The 20,054-nt window shown below is 59.6% G+C and carries 16 protein-coding genes; 5 read left to right on the top strand and 11 right to left on the bottom strand.

Annotated elements, in window-relative coordinates:
* Positions 1 to 3: 3 nt before the first annotated feature.
* Positions 4 to 630 carry a lysophospholipid acyltransferase family protein gene (locus EYW47_RS26310; RefSeq protein ID WP_133197774.1) on the bottom strand — a complete coding sequence of 209 codons (627 nt, stop codon included), beginning with the start codon at positions 628 to 630 and terminating at the stop codon, positions 4 to 6.
* A 277-nt stretch (positions 631 to 907) separates the two neighbouring features.
* Between EYW47_RS26310 and EYW47_RS26305 the strand changes: the two genes are divergently transcribed.
* From EYW47_RS26305 to EYW47_RS26290, 4 genes are read left to right on the top strand one after another with little or no spacing between them, the layout of a single operon-like run.
* Positions 908 to 1,513: a CDP-alcohol phosphatidyltransferase family protein gene (locus EYW47_RS26305; RefSeq protein WP_133197773.1), complete on the top strand. Its 606-nt coding sequence runs from the start codon at positions 908 to 910 to the stop codon at positions 1,511 to 1,513.
* 60 nt (positions 1,514 to 1,573) lie between these two features.
* Positions 1,574 to 3,340 (top strand): bifunctional alpha/beta hydrolase/class I SAM-dependent methyltransferase, encoded by a 1,767-nt coding sequence (locus EYW47_RS26300; RefSeq protein ID WP_133197772.1) that lies wholly within the window; start codon positions 1,574 to 1,576, stop codon positions 3,338 to 3,340.
* Positions 3,337 to 4,740, top strand: coding sequence for a phosphatase PAP2/dual specificity phosphatase family protein (locus EYW47_RS26295; RefSeq protein WP_133197771.1), 1,404 nt, complete (start codon positions 3,337 to 3,339; stop codon positions 4,738 to 4,740). Before EYW47_RS26300 ends, EYW47_RS26295 begins: the two co-directional genes overlap by 4 nt.
* Positions 4,740 to 5,195: a hypothetical protein gene (locus EYW47_RS26290; protein WP_133197770.1), complete on the top strand. Its 456-nt coding sequence runs from the start codon at positions 4,740 to 4,742 to the stop codon at positions 5,193 to 5,195. The genes EYW47_RS26295 and EYW47_RS26290 overlap by 1 nt, the downstream gene beginning before the upstream one ends.
* Before the next feature lie 240 nt (positions 5,196 to 5,435).
* Here EYW47_RS26290 and EYW47_RS26285 read toward each other — a convergent pair whose 3' ends face one another.
* From EYW47_RS26285 to EYW47_RS26255, 7 genes are all read right to left on the bottom strand, one after another.
* Positions 5,436 to 6,707: an IS256 family transposase gene (locus EYW47_RS26285; RefSeq protein WP_133197863.1), complete on the bottom strand. Its 1,272-nt coding sequence runs from the start codon at positions 6,705 to 6,707 to the stop codon at positions 5,436 to 5,438.
* Positions 6,708 to 6,881: 174 nt separating this feature from the next.
* Positions 6,882 to 7,760: a hypothetical protein gene (locus tag EYW47_RS26280; RefSeq protein ID WP_133197769.1), complete on the bottom strand. Its 879-nt coding sequence runs from the start codon at positions 7,758 to 7,760 to the stop codon at positions 6,882 to 6,884.
* A gap of 70 nt (positions 7,761 to 7,830) precedes the next feature.
* Positions 7,831 to 8,370, bottom strand: a complete 540-nt coding sequence (tssJ, locus tag EYW47_RS26275) for a type VI secretion system lipoprotein TssJ (protein ID WP_240763929.1) — start codon at positions 8,368 to 8,370, stop codon at positions 7,831 to 7,833.
* Between the two features lie 13 nt (positions 8,371 to 8,383).
* Entirely contained in the window at positions 8,384 to 9,487 is a 1,104-nt protein-coding gene (gene tssG / locus EYW47_RS26270) for a type VI secretion system baseplate subunit TssG (protein WP_133197767.1), read from the bottom strand.
* On the bottom strand, positions 9,484 to 11,292 hold the full coding sequence (gene tssF / locus EYW47_RS26265) for a type VI secretion system baseplate subunit TssF (protein WP_133197766.1): 1,809 nt from the start codon (positions 11,290 to 11,292) through the stop codon (positions 9,484 to 9,486). Before tssF ends, tssG begins: the two co-directional genes overlap by 4 nt.
* 37 nt (positions 11,293 to 11,329) lie before the next feature.
* Positions 11,330 to 12,916 (bottom strand): type VI secretion system protein TssA, encoded by a 1,587-nt coding sequence (gene tssA, locus EYW47_RS26260; RefSeq protein WP_133197765.1) that lies wholly within the window; start codon positions 12,914 to 12,916, stop codon positions 11,330 to 11,332.
* On the bottom strand, positions 12,913 to 16,470 hold the full coding sequence (locus EYW47_RS26255) for an ImcF-related family protein (RefSeq protein WP_133197764.1): 3,558 nt from the start codon (positions 16,468 to 16,470) through the stop codon (positions 12,913 to 12,915). Before EYW47_RS26255 ends, tssA begins: the two co-directional genes overlap by 4 nt.
* 344 nt (positions 16,471 to 16,814) lie before the next feature.
* Here EYW47_RS26255 and EYW47_RS26250 point away from each other — a divergent pair, with 344 nt between their 5' ends.
* On the top strand, positions 16,815 to 17,090 hold the full coding sequence (locus tag EYW47_RS26250; RefSeq protein WP_133197763.1) for a PAAR domain-containing protein: 276 nt from the start codon (positions 16,815 to 16,817) through the stop codon (positions 17,088 to 17,090).
* 42 nt (positions 17,091 to 17,132) lie between these two features.
* Here EYW47_RS26250 and EYW47_RS26245 read toward each other — a convergent pair whose 3' ends face one another.
* The 3 genes from EYW47_RS26245 to EYW47_RS26235 form a co-directional block, all read right to left on the bottom strand.
* The gene (locus tag EYW47_RS26245; protein ID WP_133197762.1) at positions 17,133 to 18,392 is read right to left on the bottom strand and encodes a hypothetical protein; all 1,260 of its coding nucleotides are present in this window, start codon (positions 18,390 to 18,392) and stop codon (positions 17,133 to 17,135) included.
* Between the two features lie 125 nt (positions 18,393 to 18,517).
* Positions 18,518 to 19,120, bottom strand: coding sequence for a WD40/YVTN/BNR-like repeat-containing protein (locus EYW47_RS26240; RefSeq protein WP_133197761.1), 603 nt, complete (start codon positions 19,118 to 19,120; stop codon positions 18,518 to 18,520).
* Between the two features lie 325 nt (positions 19,121 to 19,445).
* Positions 19,446 to 20,048: a hypothetical protein gene (locus tag EYW47_RS26235; protein WP_133197760.1), complete on the bottom strand. Its 603-nt coding sequence runs from the start codon at positions 20,046 to 20,048 to the stop codon at positions 19,446 to 19,448.
* Between the last annotated feature and the right edge of the window lie 6 nt (positions 20,049 to 20,054).

Below are 20,054 nucleotides of genomic sequence, written 5' to 3'. Positions count from 1 at the left end.
CGTTTAGCCCGCGGCCCGATGCGGCGCGAGCCTGACGATGGCGTCGCGCATGCGGGTGAGGAACGACGCCTTGTCTTCGTTCTGGCCACGCCATTCGTCCGCGCCAAAGTGCACCTTGCAGATCAGTGGTACGGGCCAGATCGCACCTTTCGGCATGATCCGCTGCAGGTTCTCCAGATAGACAGGCCCGAGCGCAACATCCGGAAACTCGGTCGCAAGATGAAACAGCCCGCTCTTGAACGATTGCGGCAATGCATCCGCACCACGCGTGCCCTCTGGAAAAAGGATGATCGAGTGTCCCTGGGCGAGCGCATCGCGCACCGGATCGAGTGGATCACCACCGGTCTCGCGATGCCGGTCGATCAACACGACGTTCAACAGATTCTGCGCGATGTGACGCCTGAACTTGCCTTTGTCCCAGTAGTCGCGTGCCGCAACCGGCCGCACAGTCGCGCGCACGTCACGCGGCAGCGCGGCGAGGATCGCGAGCGTGTCGACGTGGCTCGTGTGGTTCGAAAAGTAGATTTTCTGCTTCGGTGACGGTGCCTCGTGCCAGACCGGATACGCGCCTGCGACAAGGCGCACGATGCCGAGCAGAAAATCGCGCTGCCAGATATCACAGATATTCATGGAGAGACAGGGTTCAGAGGATAGCGACAGGCCACGCCGTGCAAATTCGGGTTAGCACAGGAATTTATCCCCGTTGCATAGCCACATCAAATCAATATCAAAAATCTTTAAAGATTCTAAACGCATCCACACAGCGTGCTATTAACGCAACCTTCGTTGCCTGCCGTTGATGTTTTAAACCTCTTCGATGATATTATCGGCTTTTTCCCGCTCCGGGGAAAAAGCCGGCACCGGACCTTGCCGAGCGACACATTTTACTTTGCACGCGCAAGCCACAATGAGCCTCTACGCACTCAAACCAAAATTTCAGAATCTGCTGCGGCCGCTGACCGATTCTCTTGCCCGCCGCGGCGTCACAGCAAACCAGGTCACGCTCTTCGCAGCCGGCGGGTCGATCGTTGTCGGTGCGCTCGCCGGACTCGGTATGTTCGTTCGACCACTGTTCCTGATGATCCCGTTGTGGCTGTTTATCCGGATGGCCCTCAATGCGATCGACGGCATGCTGGCGCGCGAGCATAGGCAGAAAAGCACGCTCGGCGCCTATCTGAACGAGCTTGGCGACATCGTTTCGGACGTCGCGCTCGTATTGCCGTTTCTCGCCGCGCCTGCGTTAATGCCGGCGGACGTCTGGCTCTTCGCGCTCACCGCTGTGATTGTCGAAAGCGCGGGGTTGATCGGCCCGCTCGTTGGTGCAAGCCGTCGCTACGACGGCCCGTTCGGTAAAAGCGATCGGGCGCTCGCGCTTGGCGCTTTCGCTTTATGGATCGGCATTGGGCTGCCGGTTGGCGCCATTGCTGCCTGGCTGTGGCGGCTGTTGATCTTGCTTTCGATCATGACGGCTGTTCGGCGTGTGTATGCGGGAATTGCCGAAACCGATAGTTGAACGATATGTTGCCGCCTGGCAGCACAAATTCGATACCATCGAAGAACCGGGAGGCATGACTTGACTGCACGCACTGCGCAAGAAACGGAGTTCATCACCCACGACGGCGAGCGCCTCTTCTATCGCTACTGGCCCGCTACAGGCACTCGCTGCCGCGGCGCCATCGTGCTTCTGCATCGCGGCCACGAACATTCGGGGCGCGTCGCGCACCTCGTCGACGAACTTGATTTGCCCGAGTTCGCGTTTTTCGCCTGGGATGCGCGTGGCCATGGCCGCTCGCCCGGCGCACGCGGATACAGCCCGGGCGTAGGCGCATCGGTACGCGAACTGCAAGTGTTTGTCGATCACATTCGGGACGCTTACGACATCGCAACCGAAGATCTCGCCGTTGTGGCCCAGAGCGTTGGCGCGGTGCTGGCTGCAGCGTGGGTGCACGACTATGCGCCGCCGGTGCGCTGCCTCGTTCTCGCATCGCCGGCCTTCCATATCAAGCTCTACGTACCGTTCGCACGGCCCGGGCTGCGGCTGATGCACAAGCTGCGTGGCCTGTTCTACGTGAACAGCTATGTCAAACCCAAATTCCTGACCCACGACCCCGAGCGAATCGCGAGCTATGCAGCCGATCCGCTAATCACGCGCCCGATTGCCGTCAACATGCTGCTCGACGTGCACGACACCGCACAACGCATCGTCGCCGATGCAGCCGCGATCACGGTGCCCACCCAACTGCTGATTTCCGGAGCGGACTGGGTCGTTCATCGCGGCCCACAGGATCGCTTCTTCGAGCGCCTCGGCTCGGTACGCAAAGAGCGTATCGAACTGCCTGGTTTCTATCACGATACGCTCGGCGAGCGCGACCGCGCACAGGCGCTTGCGCCCTCGCGGGCGTTCGTGCTGCGTGAATTCGATGCGCCAGCGCCGCGGGTCTCGCTTGTCGACGCCGACCGGAGCGGCGCATTCCACGATGAATACACGGCCTTGATCCGGCCGGCGACGAATCCGGTCGCTCGCGCTTATTGGACCGCCACACGCGCGGGACTCAAAGCTGCGGGCACGCTATCGGACGGCATTGCGCTTGGGCTGAAGCTCGGCTTCGATTCGGGCTCGACGCTCGACTATGTCTATCGCAACGACGCGAAGGGGAATCTCGGTATCGGGCGAATGATTGATCGCGCGTATCTGGATTCGCCGGGCTGGGTTGGTATTCGCCAGCGCAAAGTCCATCTCGAAGAACTGATCGGTTCAGCGATCGGCCGTCTGCGCGGTGGCGGCACAGCCGTGCGGATCGTCGACATTGCCGCCGGCCACGGCCGTTACTTGCTCGACGCCATTGCGGCGGCAGTGCGCGAAGGTGCCCCGCCCGACGACATCGTGCTTCGCGACTACAGCCCGACGAACGTCGCGGCGGGACGCACGCTGATTGCACAACGCGGCCTGGAGACTATCGCACGGTTTGAAAAAGGCGACGCATTCGACGAAGCCTCACTCGCCGCACTCGAGCCGCACCCTACATTGGCGATTGTGTCTGGTCTCTACGAGTTGTTTGGTGAAAATTCGCTGATCGAGCGATCTCTGCGCGGCCTCGCTCAGGCAGTGCCAGCAGGAGGCTATATCGTCTATACCTGCCAACCATGGCACCCGCAACTCGAGTTCATCGCCCGCGCACTCAACAATCATCGCGGCGATGCAACCTGGGTGATGCGCCGCCGCTGTCAGGCTGAAATGGACGAGCTCGTCGCACGTGCCGGGTTTCGCAAGATCGAGCAACGCATCGATGCGGCGGGTATCTTTACCGTCAGCCTCGCGCAGCGGGTTGCAGCAGCATGAGCGAGTCGGTTGGCCGTTCGACCAATGCCGCCGCAAATGTCGCGGGTAGCGAACGCAAGGCGACGTTCGCAATGCAATTCGGCTGGCTCACCCTCATGGGCGCGGTATTCTTCTCGACCTACGGTCTTGCCAACTGGCTGGCTACGCAGCGCGCCTACGTGCCATCGTTTTCGTTCGGATGGGAGCGTGCGATTCCGTTTGTACCCTGGTCGATCGTCCCGTACTGGTCAATCGATTTTCTATATGCGCTTTCATTCTTCTTCTGGACCCGTCGCGACGACCTGCTCGACCACGTGAAGCGCTTGCTGACCGTGCAACTCATTTCGGTCGCGTGCTTTATCCTGTGGCCATTGCGTTACGACTTCGCGCGCCCTGCCACGGACGGTGTAGCCGGCACGCTGATCACGCTGCTGATGGGCTTCGACAAGCCGTACAACCAGGCCCCTTCGCTGCACATCGCATTACTGGTCGTGCTTTGGGCGGTCTATGCAAGGCATCTACGCAATAGAGCGGCGCGCCTTGCAATGCATCTGTGGTTTGCGGCGATTGGCGTTTCGGTACTGACGACCTGGCAACATCATGTGATCGACGTTCCGACTGGCGCGGCGGTCGGCTGCCTCGCATTGTTCTTGTTCCCGTTGCGCAACATGGCTAGCGCGCCCCCGGACGATGATGTTGCATCGCGCACTCGCCGTCGCGCGCTTGCCCTACGCTATACGGCTGCGGCCTGTGTTGCCGGTTTGGCGGCTATCGCGTGTATTCCTCGCGCGGTGGAGTGGGCGCTTGTCGCCGGCTGGGGCGCGTTGGGACTAGCGTGCGTCGCATGGGTCTATTGCCGCGGCAACGCGAAAGCCTTCCAGAAGGACGTGCTGGGACACTTTCCGGTGCCTATGTTGATATTATTCGCGCCGACGATTGCCGGCGCATTCGTCAATTCCCGCGCCTGGACCTGGCGGCGGCCAGCGCCTGTACGCATCGACGAGAGACTATCGATAGGCCGCACACCGACTGGCGGCGATTTGCTCCGCCGCGGCTTCACGGGTCTGGTCGATTTGACAGCGGAAATGCCGCGTTGGGTATCGCTCGATGCTTCGTGCGCCTATTCGGCCGTTCCACAACTCGATCTCGTCGCACCCTCCATGCAGCAACTGGAGCGGGCGCTCGCCGCGCTCGGGTGTATGCACCGCGAAGGCCGTGACGTGCTCGTTTGCTGTGCGCTCGGCTACGGGCGCAGCGTCCTGTGCGCGGCCGCGTGGATAGCAAGACAACGAGGGCTCACGGATGCACGCGCCGCACTCGCGGCGGTGCGCGAGCGACAACCGCGAGCGGTGTGCTCCGACGAAAGCATCTCCGTGCTGCAAGACTGGATCGATCGCCATTGCGCGATGACGGAGGCTTGATGAGTGATCGCCGCGATATGTTTCGGATTGCCGCTGCGCGCGGCGCGCTCGACGCAGGTATGTGGGGTGTGGTCGCAGCATTCATTGCCGCGATTGCGGGATGGTGGATAGCAACGGGTTGGGTGCAGGCGCCGTTGGCTGGTTCGTTGCTCGCCTTCGTCAGCACTGCTTCGGGGTTAGGTGCGTTGTGGTACGCAGTGAGGATTGCGATCGACCGCAGGCTGTTTGCAGCGATGGCAGATTATGCGCTGGCGCCCGAATCTGGAATCGACGAGACCTTGGCTGGATTGGATGAGGCGCTGACCTATCTCGGATGGATCAGCGCAGCAAAGGCCGGCCGCCCGCTGAACGCGCGGGTACGAGGAACGATCGGATTACAACGGGCGAGTTTGATTGTTGCCGCCGTGCAGTGGGGCGTTGTGGGGGTGGCACTCGTTGCAAGAACGCTTTGCTGACCTCCAACAGGAACTTCAGCTTGAGCCTCCAGATCGCGACACCTATACCGGTATTCTCACCTGCATACGGAGAATCTTGAATAACGGAGAGCAGAAAGGCTCGATACTCGAATCGACGAGTCGTCGCCAAGTTGGCCGAGAACTGGATCTTCCATCGTCTACGAGAAGAAATCTCTTCGCGTGAATTCGGCGATTTCGAACCTGTCCGCATTTTTGTGGGCGAGGCGGTTGAACAAATCGTTATCCACGCGCCTGTGTGAATCGATCACCGAACAGGATAGCAAACGGGTTCATGGCGGATTTCGAGTCGAAGGCTGCGCGTACCGACTTGGCCAGCACGTTGCGCAATGCCAGCCAGAGCAGCTTGATAGCCGCTTCGTCATTCGGGAAGTGGCCCCGGGTCTTGATGATCTTGCGTAACTGCATGTTCAGGCTTTCGATGGCGTTGGTTGTGTACACAACCCGCCGAATCTCCGGCGTGAACACGAAGAACGGCGTGACATGCTCCCAGGCGCGCTGCCAGGATTGCACGATCGTCAGATACCTTGTCCCCCAGGGGCCGTCAGCAAACGCTCGCAGGGCAAGCTGCGCAGCCTGTTCGCTACTGGCGGCATAGATCGGGCGCAGGGCCGCGGCGAGCGCTTTGCGGTCCTTGTAGCTGGCGTACTCCAGACTGTTGCGGATCAGATGCACGATGCAGGTCTGCACGGTGGTGCGAGGGTAAGCCGTGCCAGTCGCTTCGGCCAGCCCCTTCAGGCCATCGACGACCGCGATCAGGATGTCCCGGCAGCCGCGGGTCTTGAGCTCGCTGAACACCTTGAGCCAGAATTTGGCGCCCTCGGTCTGCTCGATCCACAGGCCCAGCACGTCGCGCTGGCCGTCGGCCTGGATGCCCAGAGCCAGATACACGGCCTTGTTGCTGACCACGCCGTCATCGCGGATCTTGACCCGTAGCGCGTCGAAGAACACCACCGGATACATCACCTCGAGCGGGCGGCTCTGCCAGCTCAGGGCGTCGGCCATCACCTCGTCGGTCACCGAGCTGATGAAGTCGGGCGACACTTCGGTGCCATAGCTCTCGGCCAGGAACGCCTGGATCTCGCGCACACTCACGCCGCGCGCGTACATCGCGATGATGCGCTCGTCGAAGCCGGTGAAGCGGCGTTCGTGTTTGGGAATCAGGATGGGCTCGAAGCTGCCGTCGCGGTAGCGGGGGACCTCGACACGCACCGGCCCCCCATCGGTAATCACCGTCTTGCCGCTGGCGCCGTTGCGTTCGATGGCCTGTCCGGGTGGCTTGGCCTGGCCCGGCTGGTAGCCCAGATGCAGGTTCATCTCCGCACCCATTGCACGCTCGATGAGCGCCTTGTTGAACGCCAGCATCAGGTCCTGTACTTCACCCGGCGTCATCGGCCCCTTGACCAGTTGATCGAGCAGTTCCGCGGGCAATTCAGGCAGAGGCCCGCGAGCCGCTGCCTGCGAAGCTACCGTGCGTCTCCTCTTCATCGGCATATCCATGATTTTTACCTCTTATGATATGCCTCGCCCACAAAATGCCGGATAGGTCCGGGTAATGAGGAAGCCAATCATCGATGAAGGCCTGCGGAGAAGTATCGACCACAATTGCCGCCTCCGACGCTCCGACATACGAAGAACCCGGGACGCAATATCGCAACTAAGCTACGTTCATCGGGATGCGGTCTGGACTATGCGCCATCGGTTGTCAGGACCGCGAGTCCAGTGAAACGATCGCTCAAACCACGCCTCATATGGACTGAGCACCCCCACATCATTTGAGTTTTTAAGGGGGATATCGGGCTCGGGGTTGCGCTTCATGAACTCGTTATCAAGATCAATGGGCGGTAGCTCAGGTGCGCGACCATCGGTTACCATGAGTTGATGCCGAACTGGACTGGAACCGCTCACGACAAACCACGCCACTGAGGACTCGTCTGGCGAAACGCTCACGAATTCGCATCTCCCATTTGCGTAGTTGACGATCCCCGGCCGGGCCGGCAACCAATGCTGTGTCAACTGCATCCCATTGAACAGTCGTCCGCCTCGCTCGATGTAGTTCGGGTACGTGCCTTCACGGCGGACGTCTGGGATATACCACCGATGATCGTCGATACGCTTCATCTGCACACCTTGACGGCGTTCGTCGTCCATGTTCCAAAGCGGCGTCAGAACTGGACGCTCCGAGCCCATCGTCATCAACGCAACGCTATCTCCGACGCGAAGAAGCCATGCCAATCGATCTGACGGCAAACGAACAATTTCATCGATTCGGTCAGTCTTGTATTTATCAACCGGGAAATAGACCGGTGTGGGAAATAGCCGCCCGTACTTGATCGTAAAATAATTGTAGCTAGTTGACCCGGCAGAATACGCTGGCAAATGATCCGTATATTCCTGGAATTGAAATGCGCCTACGATTTGAGCCTTCCCTACGGGTGTCTCATCCTCACATCCCCCGGGAAAGACCATTGACGACAGTACTGCTATGGCAGCAATGAGTTCTCGCATATTACTGTTTGAGCTGGCGCACGAGTTCGCTGAATTCAACGCGTCTTCGTTAATACAACGCCTGTTTGTGATACAGGCGGCTTTACCTACTTAGGGAATAACCGGGACATCACTTCGTGGGTCTCCCGGGCGATTCGCCTCCGGCAAGCAGAAGCTGATCAACTAGCTCGAGCTTCAATGGCTTGTCTGCATCGAGCTTCTTTTTCCCAATCACGTACTTCCAGCCATCGCCGCTGCCCGGATTTCGGTAGAACACGACGATGGCCACGTACTGCGTATCGGCTTTCATCGGCTGCGAGAGGCTTGCCGACGCACCGGGATTCAACACTGCCGCCATGTTGTCCCGCAAGTCTTGGGCAAGTACGTTTCGGTCATTCTTCAAGAGATCATTGTAGGAAGCCCCATCGAAGAGCTTACGGTCCCTGAGCTGATACACCCGCACGGCCACCGACGTGGATCTGCCTGCGTCGTCGGGATTGAGCGCATCGCGTGCTGCAAGATCGACGTTGAGCACCTTGACCTGGCGATAGAAGACGAAGCGAAACGCACTCGACGTGCCATCGGAGACGGCCTGCCACGCGCCGCACCCCGAGAGCAGCAGAATGGGTGTAACAGCAAAAGCGACAGCAGCAACGAGGCGTCGGGACATCGGGTTTCCTTGCTCAAACATGTTGGGGAGTCAGATACGGATTGGGCGCGGGCGCCGGGATGGCTTCGCAGACGCCGAGCGCGATGTTGATCATGCGTTCGCTCTCAGCCGGCAAAACCGTGGTCCAGCCGAGTCGCGGTGAAAGGCCGGCGTGAACAGTCGCGATGGACGATGCGGGAACAAACCGCGTCGAGAGTTCCATGCGCAAAACGACATCGGCTTTTACACCGATATAGAGCTGAACAACGGCCATCAATTCTCGATGCAACCATGCCCCAGGCAACAGATCGTGAGCCTGTTGCGCACCTGCCGGCCGCAAGGTCGCGCGCGCTGCGCGGCTACGGTACGCAAGCCGCTTGCCGAGCACATAGCCGCCACCCAACCCTTTGCGCGGCTGTCCAGCAGCGCTAACTGCGTCATGCGAAGCGAGCGGCATCGGCGCGCCAGCGCTTGCGTACGCCGTATAGAATTCGTCGACACGCACCTCTACTCCAGGCGCCGTTAGCGCAATGACGCCAGCGAGCCCTTCGGGCGTGCGCGTACGCTGAATGAGAAGACCGAGCAGGGCAAGCACGCGCGAGTCCGGCAACCCCACGCGCTGAGGCTTCTCTCCCCAACCAAATCCGGCCAGGCACAACAGGTTGCGCGAATGGGCGTCGTTGCCGCCCGGACGAAAGCTTTCCGGGTATCGGTATTTCTTCCACGCGCGGTACAGCAGCGTCACGAAGCGATGATTGAACCTGTCGAGAAACGATTCGACAACTTCGTGCCCTTCCTCACGCAGGACGATGTCATCGACCAAATGCGACGGCATCGCCGCATCGACGCCATATAGCCCCATGAAAGTCGTTCGCACGATGGGCGGAACCGTCGAGCCTGCTTCGCCCGGCACATCTCCGAAGTCGACCGCGACGACTTCGGCCGCCGGAAATCCGACACGCGGCCACGACCCGAAACGCACGGGTTCGTGCTCAGGCGTGTCGCGCGTTCCGAGTCCCGGGAGACCAGGCGCACGCATTTCAAGCAGACGGCACAATTGCATGAAACTCATCCGGGGCGCATCTGCAAGCAGCGACGCGACCAACGGTTCAAGATCGGGACAACCCTGCGGTTTCATAGCGGCGCCCTCTGCGCCTTGCTGCGCGGCCAGACTGTGCGCGTCTGCGACGGCAGGCTCACGATGGAGAGCTTCGTGAACAAATTGATTTCCGCATACAACGCAAAGAACCGGTGCAACAGTTCGCCAAACAGCATCACGTCGCCCTCGCCCGCGAACGCATGGGAATCTAGCGTCACCTCGATCAGCACACCGCGCTCGACCGCGCCTCCCGACACCTCCTCGAGCAGTTCCTGCGAGACCCAGAGTATGCCGGCGAGGCGCCGGCGGTTCAGTTCGTCGTCGGTCCAGTCGTAGAGCGCCAGCGCGCCACGCAGCACTTCCGCATTCATCAGCGAAAGAAAGTTCGGTGCCAGATGCGAGAGCACGCGCCACTGGAACCGGTCGCCAGTGGGCGGATAAAGCGGCAAGGTGGGGGCGACGAGATTGCGCACGCCGGCAACGTTCGGCGTGCTCGCGGCAAGCTCGCCGATGCTGGCCTCGCGCAGCCCCTTGCGCGGCAGCATCCCATTGGTGCCAGTCACACGCAGCGAAAGGCTTTCCTCCGGCAGCGTCTCCATGGTCTCCCAGGCGTGTCCGCCGAGGACGACCCAAGTCTCGTGCAACCCCGATACGCCAGGACGCACGCGCGCGTGGTAATACCGCTCAGGCGCCTCGTGCCGCAACATGCCGCCGCGATGCCGGAACGTGGCGAACGGCACATATTCGTAGCGCTCACCCGTCACATGATCGAGCGCCTCGATCGCATCGACCGAATATGTTTCGACATGCTCACCATGATGACCAGCTGGCACGACGCGATACTCCGTTTCGTGGTGGTCGATTTCGATGGGTTCAGCGTCGAGTTCAAAGAGATTGATCACCGGCGAGCAGAACAGCCGCACATTGTCCTTGTTGAAACGCTGATCTGATGGGTAGGCATCCTTCAGGACGATTTCGAGCTCGAATCGCGTCGCGCCCGCGGGCAGCTTTGCGACATCGAGCCCGCACAGGTCGACGAAGAGGAACTTCTCGCGGAACGAAAAATATTCGAGCAGGAGCTGGTAGCCGGAAAACGCGGCATCGGCCTTGGGCCACAACCGCTCCTCAGTCGAGAAACCCGCGGGCTCGAACGTGACTCCAGCAAGCGGCACGGCATCGCCGTCGCGTACTTCCGGAATGCGCCACAGGACCGTATCGACCTGGCGAGTCAGCGCGAGATGCATGGAGAACGCCACCGGCAGATCGGCGTTCAGGTGCAGGCGCAGGCGCGAAAGGTCCGTTTCTTCGCGCTGCGCCGAATGATGAAGCTCGAAGCCCAGCCGAATAGCCGAGCGGCCATCATGCCGTACGGTCGGTCCAGCGTGCGTGATGGTGAGCGGCTGCAGCATCACAGCTTGAGTGGTGCGGTACAGGCATTGAACGGTGCGTGGTGTCGTGCCCTCGGCGCCTGCCGCGGGCGGCACGCCGATCGGCGCTGAACGCACCGGCACGCCGGCCGGCACCGCTTCGGTTCGCTGGAGCTTCTCCCGAAGCGGCACCAACTCGGCCACCGAGAGCGATGGAATCATCCGCAAATAGTGCGGCCACAACAGGCTCACGAGCCCTTCGGTGAGTTCCGGCAGCTCGTCGTCGAGCTTCTGCTGGAGGCGTCCGGTGAGGAAGGCGAAACCCTCATGGAGCCGCTCGACATACGGATCGCGGTCGCCCACGCGATCGAGGTTGAGCAGGCGCGCACGGTCGGGATGCGCCTTCGCAAACTCCTTGCCGGACTCGCGCAGATAACGCATTTCCGCTTCGTAGTAGCGCAGGATCGGATCGTCCATCTGAGTTTTCCTGTTGTTGATTCGGCCGTCTGCGACCTCAATGAGCCAACGACAACGCACGGGCGGGATCGAGGACCGTCATCTCGGCCTGCAATTCGCCGATACGGCGCGCAAGCGCCAGCTTGTCGGCATCCTTGCGGTTGCTCACAGCCTTTAGAGCCCTGAACAACTGATGCTTGACCTCGAAGACGAGTGCGGGATCCCAAAGCGAGAGCGGCAGCGATTTCGCCGACGAATCCAGCTCGGCAAGCAGCGCGAGCGCCGTATCCGCACGCCCCGCGTGGTCGGCGAGACGTGCCATCACGAGCCGCTGCAGATAGCGGTGACGACCGGTCCTCATGCCCGGCAGCGCCTCGAGCCACGCGAACGCCGCGTCGATACCGTCGCGCCCAGCCAGATCCCTTGCCTGCGCCTCGATTTCCGGCCAGTCGCCGGCGCTCCCGTCCTCGCTATCGGCCGACACAGGCAGGGGCGCCACGCTCTCCCCGGCTTCAAGGTCCCGCACGACCGCGTGCCGGGCAATCCACTCGAGTGTCGTATCGTCGGAGAAGGGTGTGCCGTCGCTGAACGACAACCGCTCAATTCCGGGCAGCCGTTCGAGAAAAAGCGCAAAGTCCGCGCGCAGCAACTCGCGCCACGCGTCGTATGGCGCACCCACGTGATCGAGGGCGACGTGCTGGAAGTACTGCAAGTCGAACCACAGGTGATTGACACCTTCCATGAAAGCGCCCTCGACACGTTCCAGCAGTTCATGCCACTGCTTCTGCAGCACGAGCCGTTTCATCTGCTGACGCAACTCGGCGCGCGGCGCCATCAGTCGCGTATGCGACGCCGCATTCGACGGCGGCACTTCGTGCAACGTGTCCCAGCGTACGCTGCGCACGAGCCGCACCGATGGAAGGTAGCCGTTCTCCTGATCGTGCAGCCACGCTGCCATGGCGCGTGCCTGGTCGAGCAGATCGCGAGTGGAAGTGATCGGGCCGGCCGAAGGACCCGCCGTGACAGCCGGGGACGATACGGTGGAATCGGCTTCACGACTGGAGGCAGCTTCCCTGCGCTCGAACCTCGATACAAGCGGTTGAAGGTTCGGACGCGCAACCTCCGGCCAGGCGCCCGTGAGTGTCACCAGAACATCGAGGGCCGCAAGCGCGCGCTCGAGATCCATCGATGCGAATTCGCCCCGGCTCTCGAGCAGATCCAGCACGCGTGCGGACGCCAGCATTTCAAGCGCGCCTTTCTTCGCTTCGGCCCTTGCGGGCAGCACGGCATCGCCAAACCGGTCGACGAGCGCGGCGGTCAGTTCCAGCCCGTCGGCAAAACCGGATGGGCCGTCCTGGCGCAAGCGCGCAAATGTGTAGTAGCCCGAAAGACGCAGATCCTTGCCGGTCTCCTTCAAGAGCTGCTCGCAGGAACGAGTGATCAGACTCTCGTCGATACCCGAGAGCTTGCCCGCCTCATCCCTGAGCTCGAAAAAAGCATCTTCGTAGCCGGGATCGCGGCCAGCGCCGGCCTCGCCCGTGAGCGGCTGCAACCACGGCAGCCACGCATCGAGGCGCGTGCGAGCAAGTTCCCCGCCATCTTCGCGCGACGGAAAGAGACTCTTGAACAATTCTCCGAGCTTCATTCGGCCTCCGTCACGGAACCCTGCGGTAATGGCATGGCCGCATGTTTCGCAGCGGCGAGCGCAGCCGGCGGCAACGGCGGCGGGCTGCCGGCCGAAAGTTTGGGTCCTGACTTTGCACCGCCCGTCACAAAGATCCGGGTGGGCAGAGTGAAGTGCCGCAGTTGCAGCACGTTGAGCGGACCCGCGCCCGCATCGCTGCGCATCTGGACCTTGAGCGCAATGCCCTGACTCGCGTCGGGAGCCCACGTCAGCAGATAGCGCGCGTTGTCCTGCTGGGAGACCTGCGCCCGCTCGAGCAGCCGGATCAGCCCGAACCGCCCCTGCGCGTCGAGGGCAGAACGCAGGCCGCCCTGCTCCATCTGCCATTCGACGTGCGAGAGGTTTTCCAGCGACTGGCCGGGCCATTCGAACGGTACCCACTCCTCCTTCTGGTTGAAGTAGTGCAGCTCGTTGCCCGGCAGCACAACCCGCATGTCCGTAATACCCGATACCGGCACGCCGCGCAGATCGAACCGGATATGCGCGTCACCAGACGGGAACAGCACCGTCGATACCCGCATCAACCGGTTCAAACCATCCAGGAAAGCCGGGTCGAGCCGCAATGCTTCCTGTTGCGTGCCGCGATCCGCTCCTTGCGCGGCTACCCAGCGGTCTCCCTGCCGCTCGACGACGCCAGCGAGTTGAGTCGTGACGAACTGGGCGATCACGCCGTTGTCTGGACGCATGAAGCGCGCCATCTCGGGCAGCGATGCATCGTTGTCCGAATCGGCAAACGGATAGCGGCCACCGAAGGCCTGATTCCAGTCGGCCAGAATCGAACTGCGCCAGATGTCGTTCAGGCTCGCCGCCGCAGGCTGCACCACAGCCTGCCACGTCTGGTTCAGCGGCGCCCGGAATAGCTGGCCGAAGCCCGCCCATTGCTCGCCCAGACTCGCGGCGACGCGGCTTGCGTAGTCGCGACTATCGGCGATGTCCGAGCTCTTGCCCTGTAACACCGCCTGCGCCGCGACACGCGACATCGCCTCCGTATCAGGGCTGGCCACCATCTGCTGCACCTTGAGCCGCATCGCCGTGACTCGTTCGAGATAGCGAGCGAGGCTCAGGTCGCCCGTGGTCGCCTGCTGCGCTGCCACCTTGCCGGATTGCGCCGGTGTGGCGGAAACGAGGTCGCTGCCCGTCAAGCGCAGGATCGGGCCGAATGCGACCGCAAGCGGTGCAAGCTGAGGCTGCGATTGCTTCGACGGATCTTTGTTGTCGGCGCCGACTAGCTGCTGGGCCTTGCTGATCAACGTGTCCGAAAGCGATTGCTCCGTCACGCCGGCGCCAGCCTGATACACGATCGCATTCATGAGCGCCACCAGCGGCGAGCGTTGCGGATCGCCCAGCAAGGTGAGCTGGTCGGCCGTTGCCGACAGCGTCGGTGCGGGTTGCCAGCGCATGCTGTTGAGAAACTGTTCCCATGCCCGCGTGTAGTCGTCGAAGTAGCGCTGACGCAGTTCGGCCTTCAGCGTCGAAGGCGCCTGGCTCGCAGTCTTCGCATCCGAAAGCACCCAGTCGCTGGCGACGTTGCCCTGTTCGCTCGCATCGTCGATCGCCTTCGAGATACGCTGTTCCCACGCCTCGCGTGTGAAGATACCCGGGATCGTCTGTGTCGTATTGAACAGACCCCGGCCGGTGGTGTCGCCAAGCAGCGTAGCCAGCGATGCCGGAGGATATTTGGGCTTGGCGTCGTCGAGAATCTGCTGGTAGACCGTGTCGGTCGAGTTCTGGATGCCGCGCACGCCGATAACCGTCTGACGTGTCGCGGCGATCAGGCCGCTATCCGGCACGATGGCAAGCGACGAACCATTCGTGGATATCCGATGACCCAAATGCTCCGCAAAAAAAGCGATGGCGTGCTGGCGCAGGTCCTCCCAGGTGCCGGATGAAAGCGGCGAGTCGAGCGGGCGGGCAGGCATTGCCGTCGCGACGAGTTCTGAAGTCAGGAAGGAGGCAACGGCGCGCTCCGGCTTCGCGAGCATCAGGTAGGCCTTGAGCGTGTCGTAGGCGGCCTGCGTCTGAGCGCTGCCGCCGCTCGCTATCTCTTCGTCGGACATCGAAGCCAGTTGGCGCAGGCGATCCTCGAGCTTTTGGCGGATCGGGGCAACGAGGACACGGTTTGCTGCGTCTTCGTAGCCTGGCCATAGTGCAGCGAGCAAGGCGCGGTCGCTGTTCAGGCCGAAGCGGGTTGTCCAGGGGGCGCCTTCGCGCTGGTGAGTTTCGAGTGTGTCGATCTGCTTGTCGAGGCTGTCCAGCGTTTGCATCGCCTGAGTGGGATCCTGAGCGCCGTATAGCTTCGCGAGTGTGTCTTTCGCAGCGCCGATCGACTCGCGGTTCGAGAAACCCGACACCATCGTGCCTGCGATCCAGAGACCAATCGCGGCGGTCGTCGCCCATGCGGCTGTCGCCGAGAGCGAGAAGCCGACGCGGCGGCCGTGGACTTTTCGGCTGTGGTCGGCAATGGTTTGCCATGTTGAGCGGTGCTGTGGGGCAATGGTGGCCCCTTCCGCTTCCTCGCCTGGCTCTTCCGTAGGCGTAGGCGGAGGCAGTTGCCGCTCTTTGAAGAGCGGCGCGAACAAAAGACCTTGCACCGGCTGGCGCCAGTATCGTGAGTTAGCCGTCTGCAGCACGAGGTCCGACAGCGCACCACCCAACATCTCGACGTGTTGCGACAACTCGGCTGGATAGCGGTCTGAGTTGTCCTGTGCAATGCGCGCAACGCCTGCGTCCGCGAGGGTGTGCGTGAGCCTGTCCAGTGACGCGTGAATTTCGTCGGCATTCACGCGGGCGTTCGACCAGGTGAAACCGATGGCCTCGTCCGGGCCCGCAGGCTCAGTGCCGAAATCCGTCGCGTTCAGCAGATACGTAGGCGCGGCCCAACGTAGCGCACGCGCGTGGCGCATGAGGCGCTGGGCTAGCTCGTCGGCATCGAATGGGGACCTTGGCGCTGCGCGGTTGCGGGTCACTGCGACTATCGCGTCGATCGGGCGGCTCAGGCGCAGGCGCCGGATATGGTCGAGCCAGTCGGTATCGAGTTTGGTGCTTGTTTGCTTTGCGTAGAGCAGGACGGCGTCGCCGGTGATCGCGTAGCCGGAGTTGACCAGGCCGGGGGCCAGACGTTTGACGAGGGGCTCGTCGCCGGCGACCAGGATCCAGCGGTCGCGGTAACGCCAGCGCCAGCCGTGGCGGTCTTTGAGTGCACTTTTGAGAGTCTCGCAGGAGTGCGCGTTGAAGTCGAACGCACTCGCATTCCCATCTGCGCGGAGCCGGGCAGCCGGCTCTCGAACATACTGCGTCACCGATTTGCCGTGCGTGTGTTTTGCAACAAATCGCCAAACGCCAGTCAAAGAAGCACGATGCGATAGGACAACAACACCAGCCAGGACAACAAAACCCACACGACGGAAAGCCGACGGTTCGAGGTCAGAGCCGTTGAAGTAGGCAATGATCCCCATGAAAGCGGTAAGCGCAGGGACTAGTATCAAATATCCGGATAATACCTTGCGTACGGTCATGCCCTAAATCTCGTCCAAATAACAAGTTCGAAGTCCATCACGCGAAAAGTTCAGGCTGGTAGATCGTTTCGTTCGATAAGTACTACAACGGAATCTCGACAATATGTCAAATATCATCAATTGCCAGACTTACGCTGCGACAAATCAAACTCAATTGATTAGAAAATTTCACAATCCCTGCTTTATCTCGATACTTCATGAAATTAACATGATGGTTTATTTCCAGCGCCATGCGCTCTCCATCAATTGTCACAATGATCCACCAAGGATTGAGTATGGCCCCGTTTCGCAATCTCCCTATCCACACTTCCTAAGACACCTACTCCCCAATCAGGAATTCAGCTATGCGCAAAGCGGTCGTTCGACACGGTGACCCCACCACAACTGGCGGTCTAGTTGTCGCGCAGTCATCAAAACGGTTCGACAACGGAAAGATCGTTGCGCTTGACGGCGATGAAGCAACGTGTGGCGACTGTTCTGGAATTTTCAAGATCCTTGGCACAGGAAAGGGTATGGACGAGAAAAATCGATGCGCTGTCGTAGAGCAGGATCTGGTCCTCTGTCCGTGCGGGAAGAATCGAGTCCTCGTAGGAAAAAATCCTGGAATATTCATAGGCTGAGAGGCATTTCTTGAATTCTCCCTACCTTGTCCAATCGCATCGTCAGTCAGATTGCTCTAACTCACCAGCGATTGGGCCATTACCTTGATGCAAAGGAGGGCGTACGACGCAAATACGCAACGCTCTATCGCTCGAAATAGTAAGTTGCGGCTTTCCGGTTAGCGCCGCGTGCTCGCTCGCCAGAGCGACATTGAGCCATTCCGCGCTCGCTCTGCAATTTCCTAACGCGTTCTCAACATTGTGTATTCCCGAAAATTCCGGAGTATTAACAAATTCAATCGCGAGTTCAGTTGAGCATCGAAAGAAACTCGCGCTTCCTTCTCCCACCAAACCGCTCGTCCAAGCATCCTCAATTTCAGCACCTTTTGAATTCCCCCAAAGCATCGCCTTTGAGAGACTCTCAGTTAGCGCTTTCGAGTCTGCTTCGATTGGACGGTGCAACATCGCTACGGAATTTATGCGGCGTCGCGCCACCAGCGGAGCCCAGCCGAGTAATAGCGCTACCGCAGCTTCACCACTGTCGTTCAGTGTATGTTCGTGAAGCTCGACGGAAACGAAAAGAACCACTCTCTCAAGACGCGGCCCTCCAGACACGTCTAGCCACTTATCGATCGCCATAATTCCCTCTCCTGCCGGAAGAAGCTCGGTCTTCATTTGACGCATCCGAGCCATTTCGCAGCACGCGTTCCATGTCGCTAACAGTTGCCCTTCGTTGAGAAGAGTCACTGGTACGTCCAAGTATGCATACAGAGGTACGTCACGGGGAAGTTCGCCGACGGCACCGGAGAGTTGTGTCAGCAACGCGGTAAAACACTTCCGATGGAGATCCAGTGTGCTTGTTCCATCATCGAACGCCAGTGCGGTATGACGGACTCCCGTGTCACCGTCGCGAGTAGTTTGTGCACGAAGTGCAGATTCTCCTTCCGCGATTTTCGCCGACAAGCCGGAGATGCCAAGCGCAGTGACGTACGAGAAGTCAAGCACGGCCAGTGGCTCACTCGCAAATTCAATCGCCGTCTTCCTACGGGTTACCTTTTCTTCTAGCTCTGCTGCGATCTTCGCGCACTCGTCGTTGTAGTAATGCAATCGGAGACCAAACAGAGCGCACCAGAACAGCGCCGGAAGCACAAACGAGCGACACCAAAACCAAGCTGTGCCGGTTGGCTCGGTTTTGGGCCACTCAAAGATCGATACTGCGCATCCAACGATCACAACCAAGACGAACAAAGCGCACCATGTCAGCGACCGTGGCGGTGACGGATCCAACTCATCAAGATCGACAACTGGCAGTTCTACAGGCATATTTTTATATTCACCTGATTTTTAGAAATATTAACGAATGGTGAGTGGCAAGATAGACACACGCAACTGAACGTATCGATCCATCTAAATACAACGGCAAGCCTCCACGTTGAGCAGGCAACCTGTCAATTGATAGCTTTCGCGTTCACACGCATTTGCCCCTCAAACCAGATAGGAGGCAACCGCTTGAGGACCGGATCCCCCCACTTGATTGGCACCCATGTGTGCCCGCCGTCGTCTGAGTGCACAATCGATGGGCCTGTGTCTTGACCTATCCTCCCATCGTTCGCAGCAAGCCAAATTTCGTGATCGTTTGAAACGTAGGCGCTCACCAACTGTGATGTCTCAGGCGAAAGAACCGCGGCCGTCCAGTGTTCTCCATCTTTCGATTGAAGCAATGTAGTTTCGATCGAACCGACAATCCACCAATGACCTTCTGGCGACCAACCAATCTCAATCAAATTGTCCGGATTCCCCAGCGAAGTCACACGCATCCGACAAGACGCAGGATCAATCCTCACCGTCCAATAGCGAATATCGCTTGCGGCGTCGCCGATCGAGGTCCTGAACAATCCGACGAGTGGCCCGTCAGAATCAACGAAAGAAATGTCCTTCAGGGTTAGCGTTGATATATTAGTTACGTTTGCATTTGAAAATTTAAGATTTTTAGCCGTGACCTCACATCTTTTTCCATCCCTCTGCACCATGATCGTGCCGGGCCGCTGCATCGAACTCTCTATTTGATAGTGTGGACCAAGCATTATGATATTACGATTCCCCTTATTCTCAACTACTTCTCCGCGCGCAGTCGAAATTATCTTGTCACCAACGTAAAAATTTCCATTTCTGTCTCGAAAAAAGGGAGGCCAATGAAACCCACCGTGGTCATCAACGCTAACTGATTCGCCGTTACTAAGAGAAAACTTGATGTAGTCTCCCTGATCTTGAATGATCGCGACCTTCCCATCCTCGAGCCTTAGTAAGGGGGACGCGCTGGAATCGGTAGAACACAGTCCCAAAAGAGCGAAGAATACCGATGCGATGCCAAAGTCATCATGGAATTTTCGCAGCCATACCCGCACCAACCGGCGAAAGCCAGAAACGCGAATGTCCGATGTTCTTGCCTTGCCCTTTGTCTCCCCCGCGAAAATTATCATAGGTGTACTTAGAATTTGGACCAGACTCCATAAATAATTTAATCGCATCGATAGCCTCCTGCAAATCTGAACAATCGCCCACACCTAAGTTTTTATACTGCGACCCCATCACACTTTGCATTTTTTGGGTAAGTTTCGGAGTCACAGTTTGAAATTGCCCTTCGGCATTACAAACCCCCGCAAACGTAGTTGCTATATATTTGTTATTAGGATACCCCTTCCTGTTGATTCTGAAGAATGTCGTGTTTATGATCGCTTCTTTTTCTGCCTTTCTTGTTTCGAGGTCAGGCAACATCGATGCACCGCTTGCCTCAGCAAAAAGTACTCGGGCGAAGTAATTCAAATCATCAGCTGTAAATGTCAATTCGGCGGTCCGTTCCGGCGAATTGGCAACAGAATATGTGGTCGTAGCGTCAAACCACGTTACGTCACAGATTATTACCTCAACACCTTTACTGTTTTCCTTAGCGGTCATCTTACCGTGGTGTCGCTTTCCCATGAATTA

Source organism: Paraburkholderia silviterrae, from assembly GCF_004353915.1.
GTDB lineage: Bacteria > Pseudomonadota > Gammaproteobacteria > Burkholderiales > Burkholderiaceae > Paraburkholderia > Paraburkholderia silviterrae.
This window is presented reverse-complemented; position numbering and strand designations above follow the sequence as displayed.

Excerpts from the sequence above, each read along its gene's own strand:
- EYW47_RS26310 (WP_133197774.1), bottom strand. The coding sequence starts at position 630 with ATGAATATCTGTGATATCTGGCAGCGCGATTTTCTGCTCGGCATCGTG.
- EYW47_RS26305 (WP_133197773.1), top strand. The coding sequence starts at position 908 with ATGAGCCTCTACGCACTCAAACCAAAATTTCAGAATCTGCTGCGGCCG.
- EYW47_RS26295 (WP_133197771.1), top strand. The coding sequence starts at position 3,337 with ATGAGCGAGTCGGTTGGCCGTTCGACCAATGCCGCCGCAAATGTCGCG.
- EYW47_RS26290 (WP_133197770.1), top strand. The coding sequence starts at position 4,740 with ATGAGTGATCGCCGCGATATGTTTCGGATTGCCGCTGCGCGCGGCGCG.
- EYW47_RS26285 (WP_133197863.1), bottom strand. The coding sequence starts at position 6,707 with ATGCCGATGAAGAGGAGACGCACGGTAGCTTCGCAGGCAGCGGCTCGC.
- tssJ (WP_240763929.1), bottom strand. The coding sequence starts at position 8,370 with ATGTCCCGACGCCTCGTTGCTGCTGTCGCTTTTGCTGTTACACCCATT.
- tssG (WP_133197767.1), bottom strand. The coding sequence starts at position 9,487 with ATGAAACCGCAGGGTTGTCCCGATCTTGAACCGTTGGTCGCGTCGCTG.
- tssF (WP_133197766.1), bottom strand. The coding sequence starts at position 11,292 with ATGGACGATCCGATCCTGCGCTACTACGAAGCGGAAATGCGTTATCTG.
- tssA (WP_133197765.1), bottom strand. The coding sequence starts at position 12,916 with ATGAAGCTCGGAGAATTGTTCAAGAGTCTCTTTCCGTCGCGCGAAGAT.
- EYW47_RS26255 (WP_133197764.1), bottom strand. The coding sequence starts at position 16,470 with ATGACCGTACGCAAGGTATTATCCGGATATTTGATACTAGTCCCTGCG.
- EYW47_RS26250 (WP_133197763.1), top strand. The coding sequence starts at position 16,815 with ATGCGCAAAGCGGTCGTTCGACACGGTGACCCCACCACAACTGGCGGT.
- EYW47_RS26245 (WP_133197762.1), bottom strand. The coding sequence starts at position 18,392 with ATGCCTGTAGAACTGCCAGTTGTCGATCTTGATGAGTTGGATCCGTCA.
- EYW47_RS26240 (WP_133197761.1), bottom strand. The coding sequence starts at position 19,120 with ATGCAGCGGCCCGGCACGATCATGGTGCAGAGGGATGGAAAAAGATGT.
- EYW47_RS26235 (WP_133197760.1), bottom strand. The coding sequence starts at position 20,048 with ATGGGAAAGCGACACCACGGTAAGATGACCGCTAAGGAAAACAGTAAA.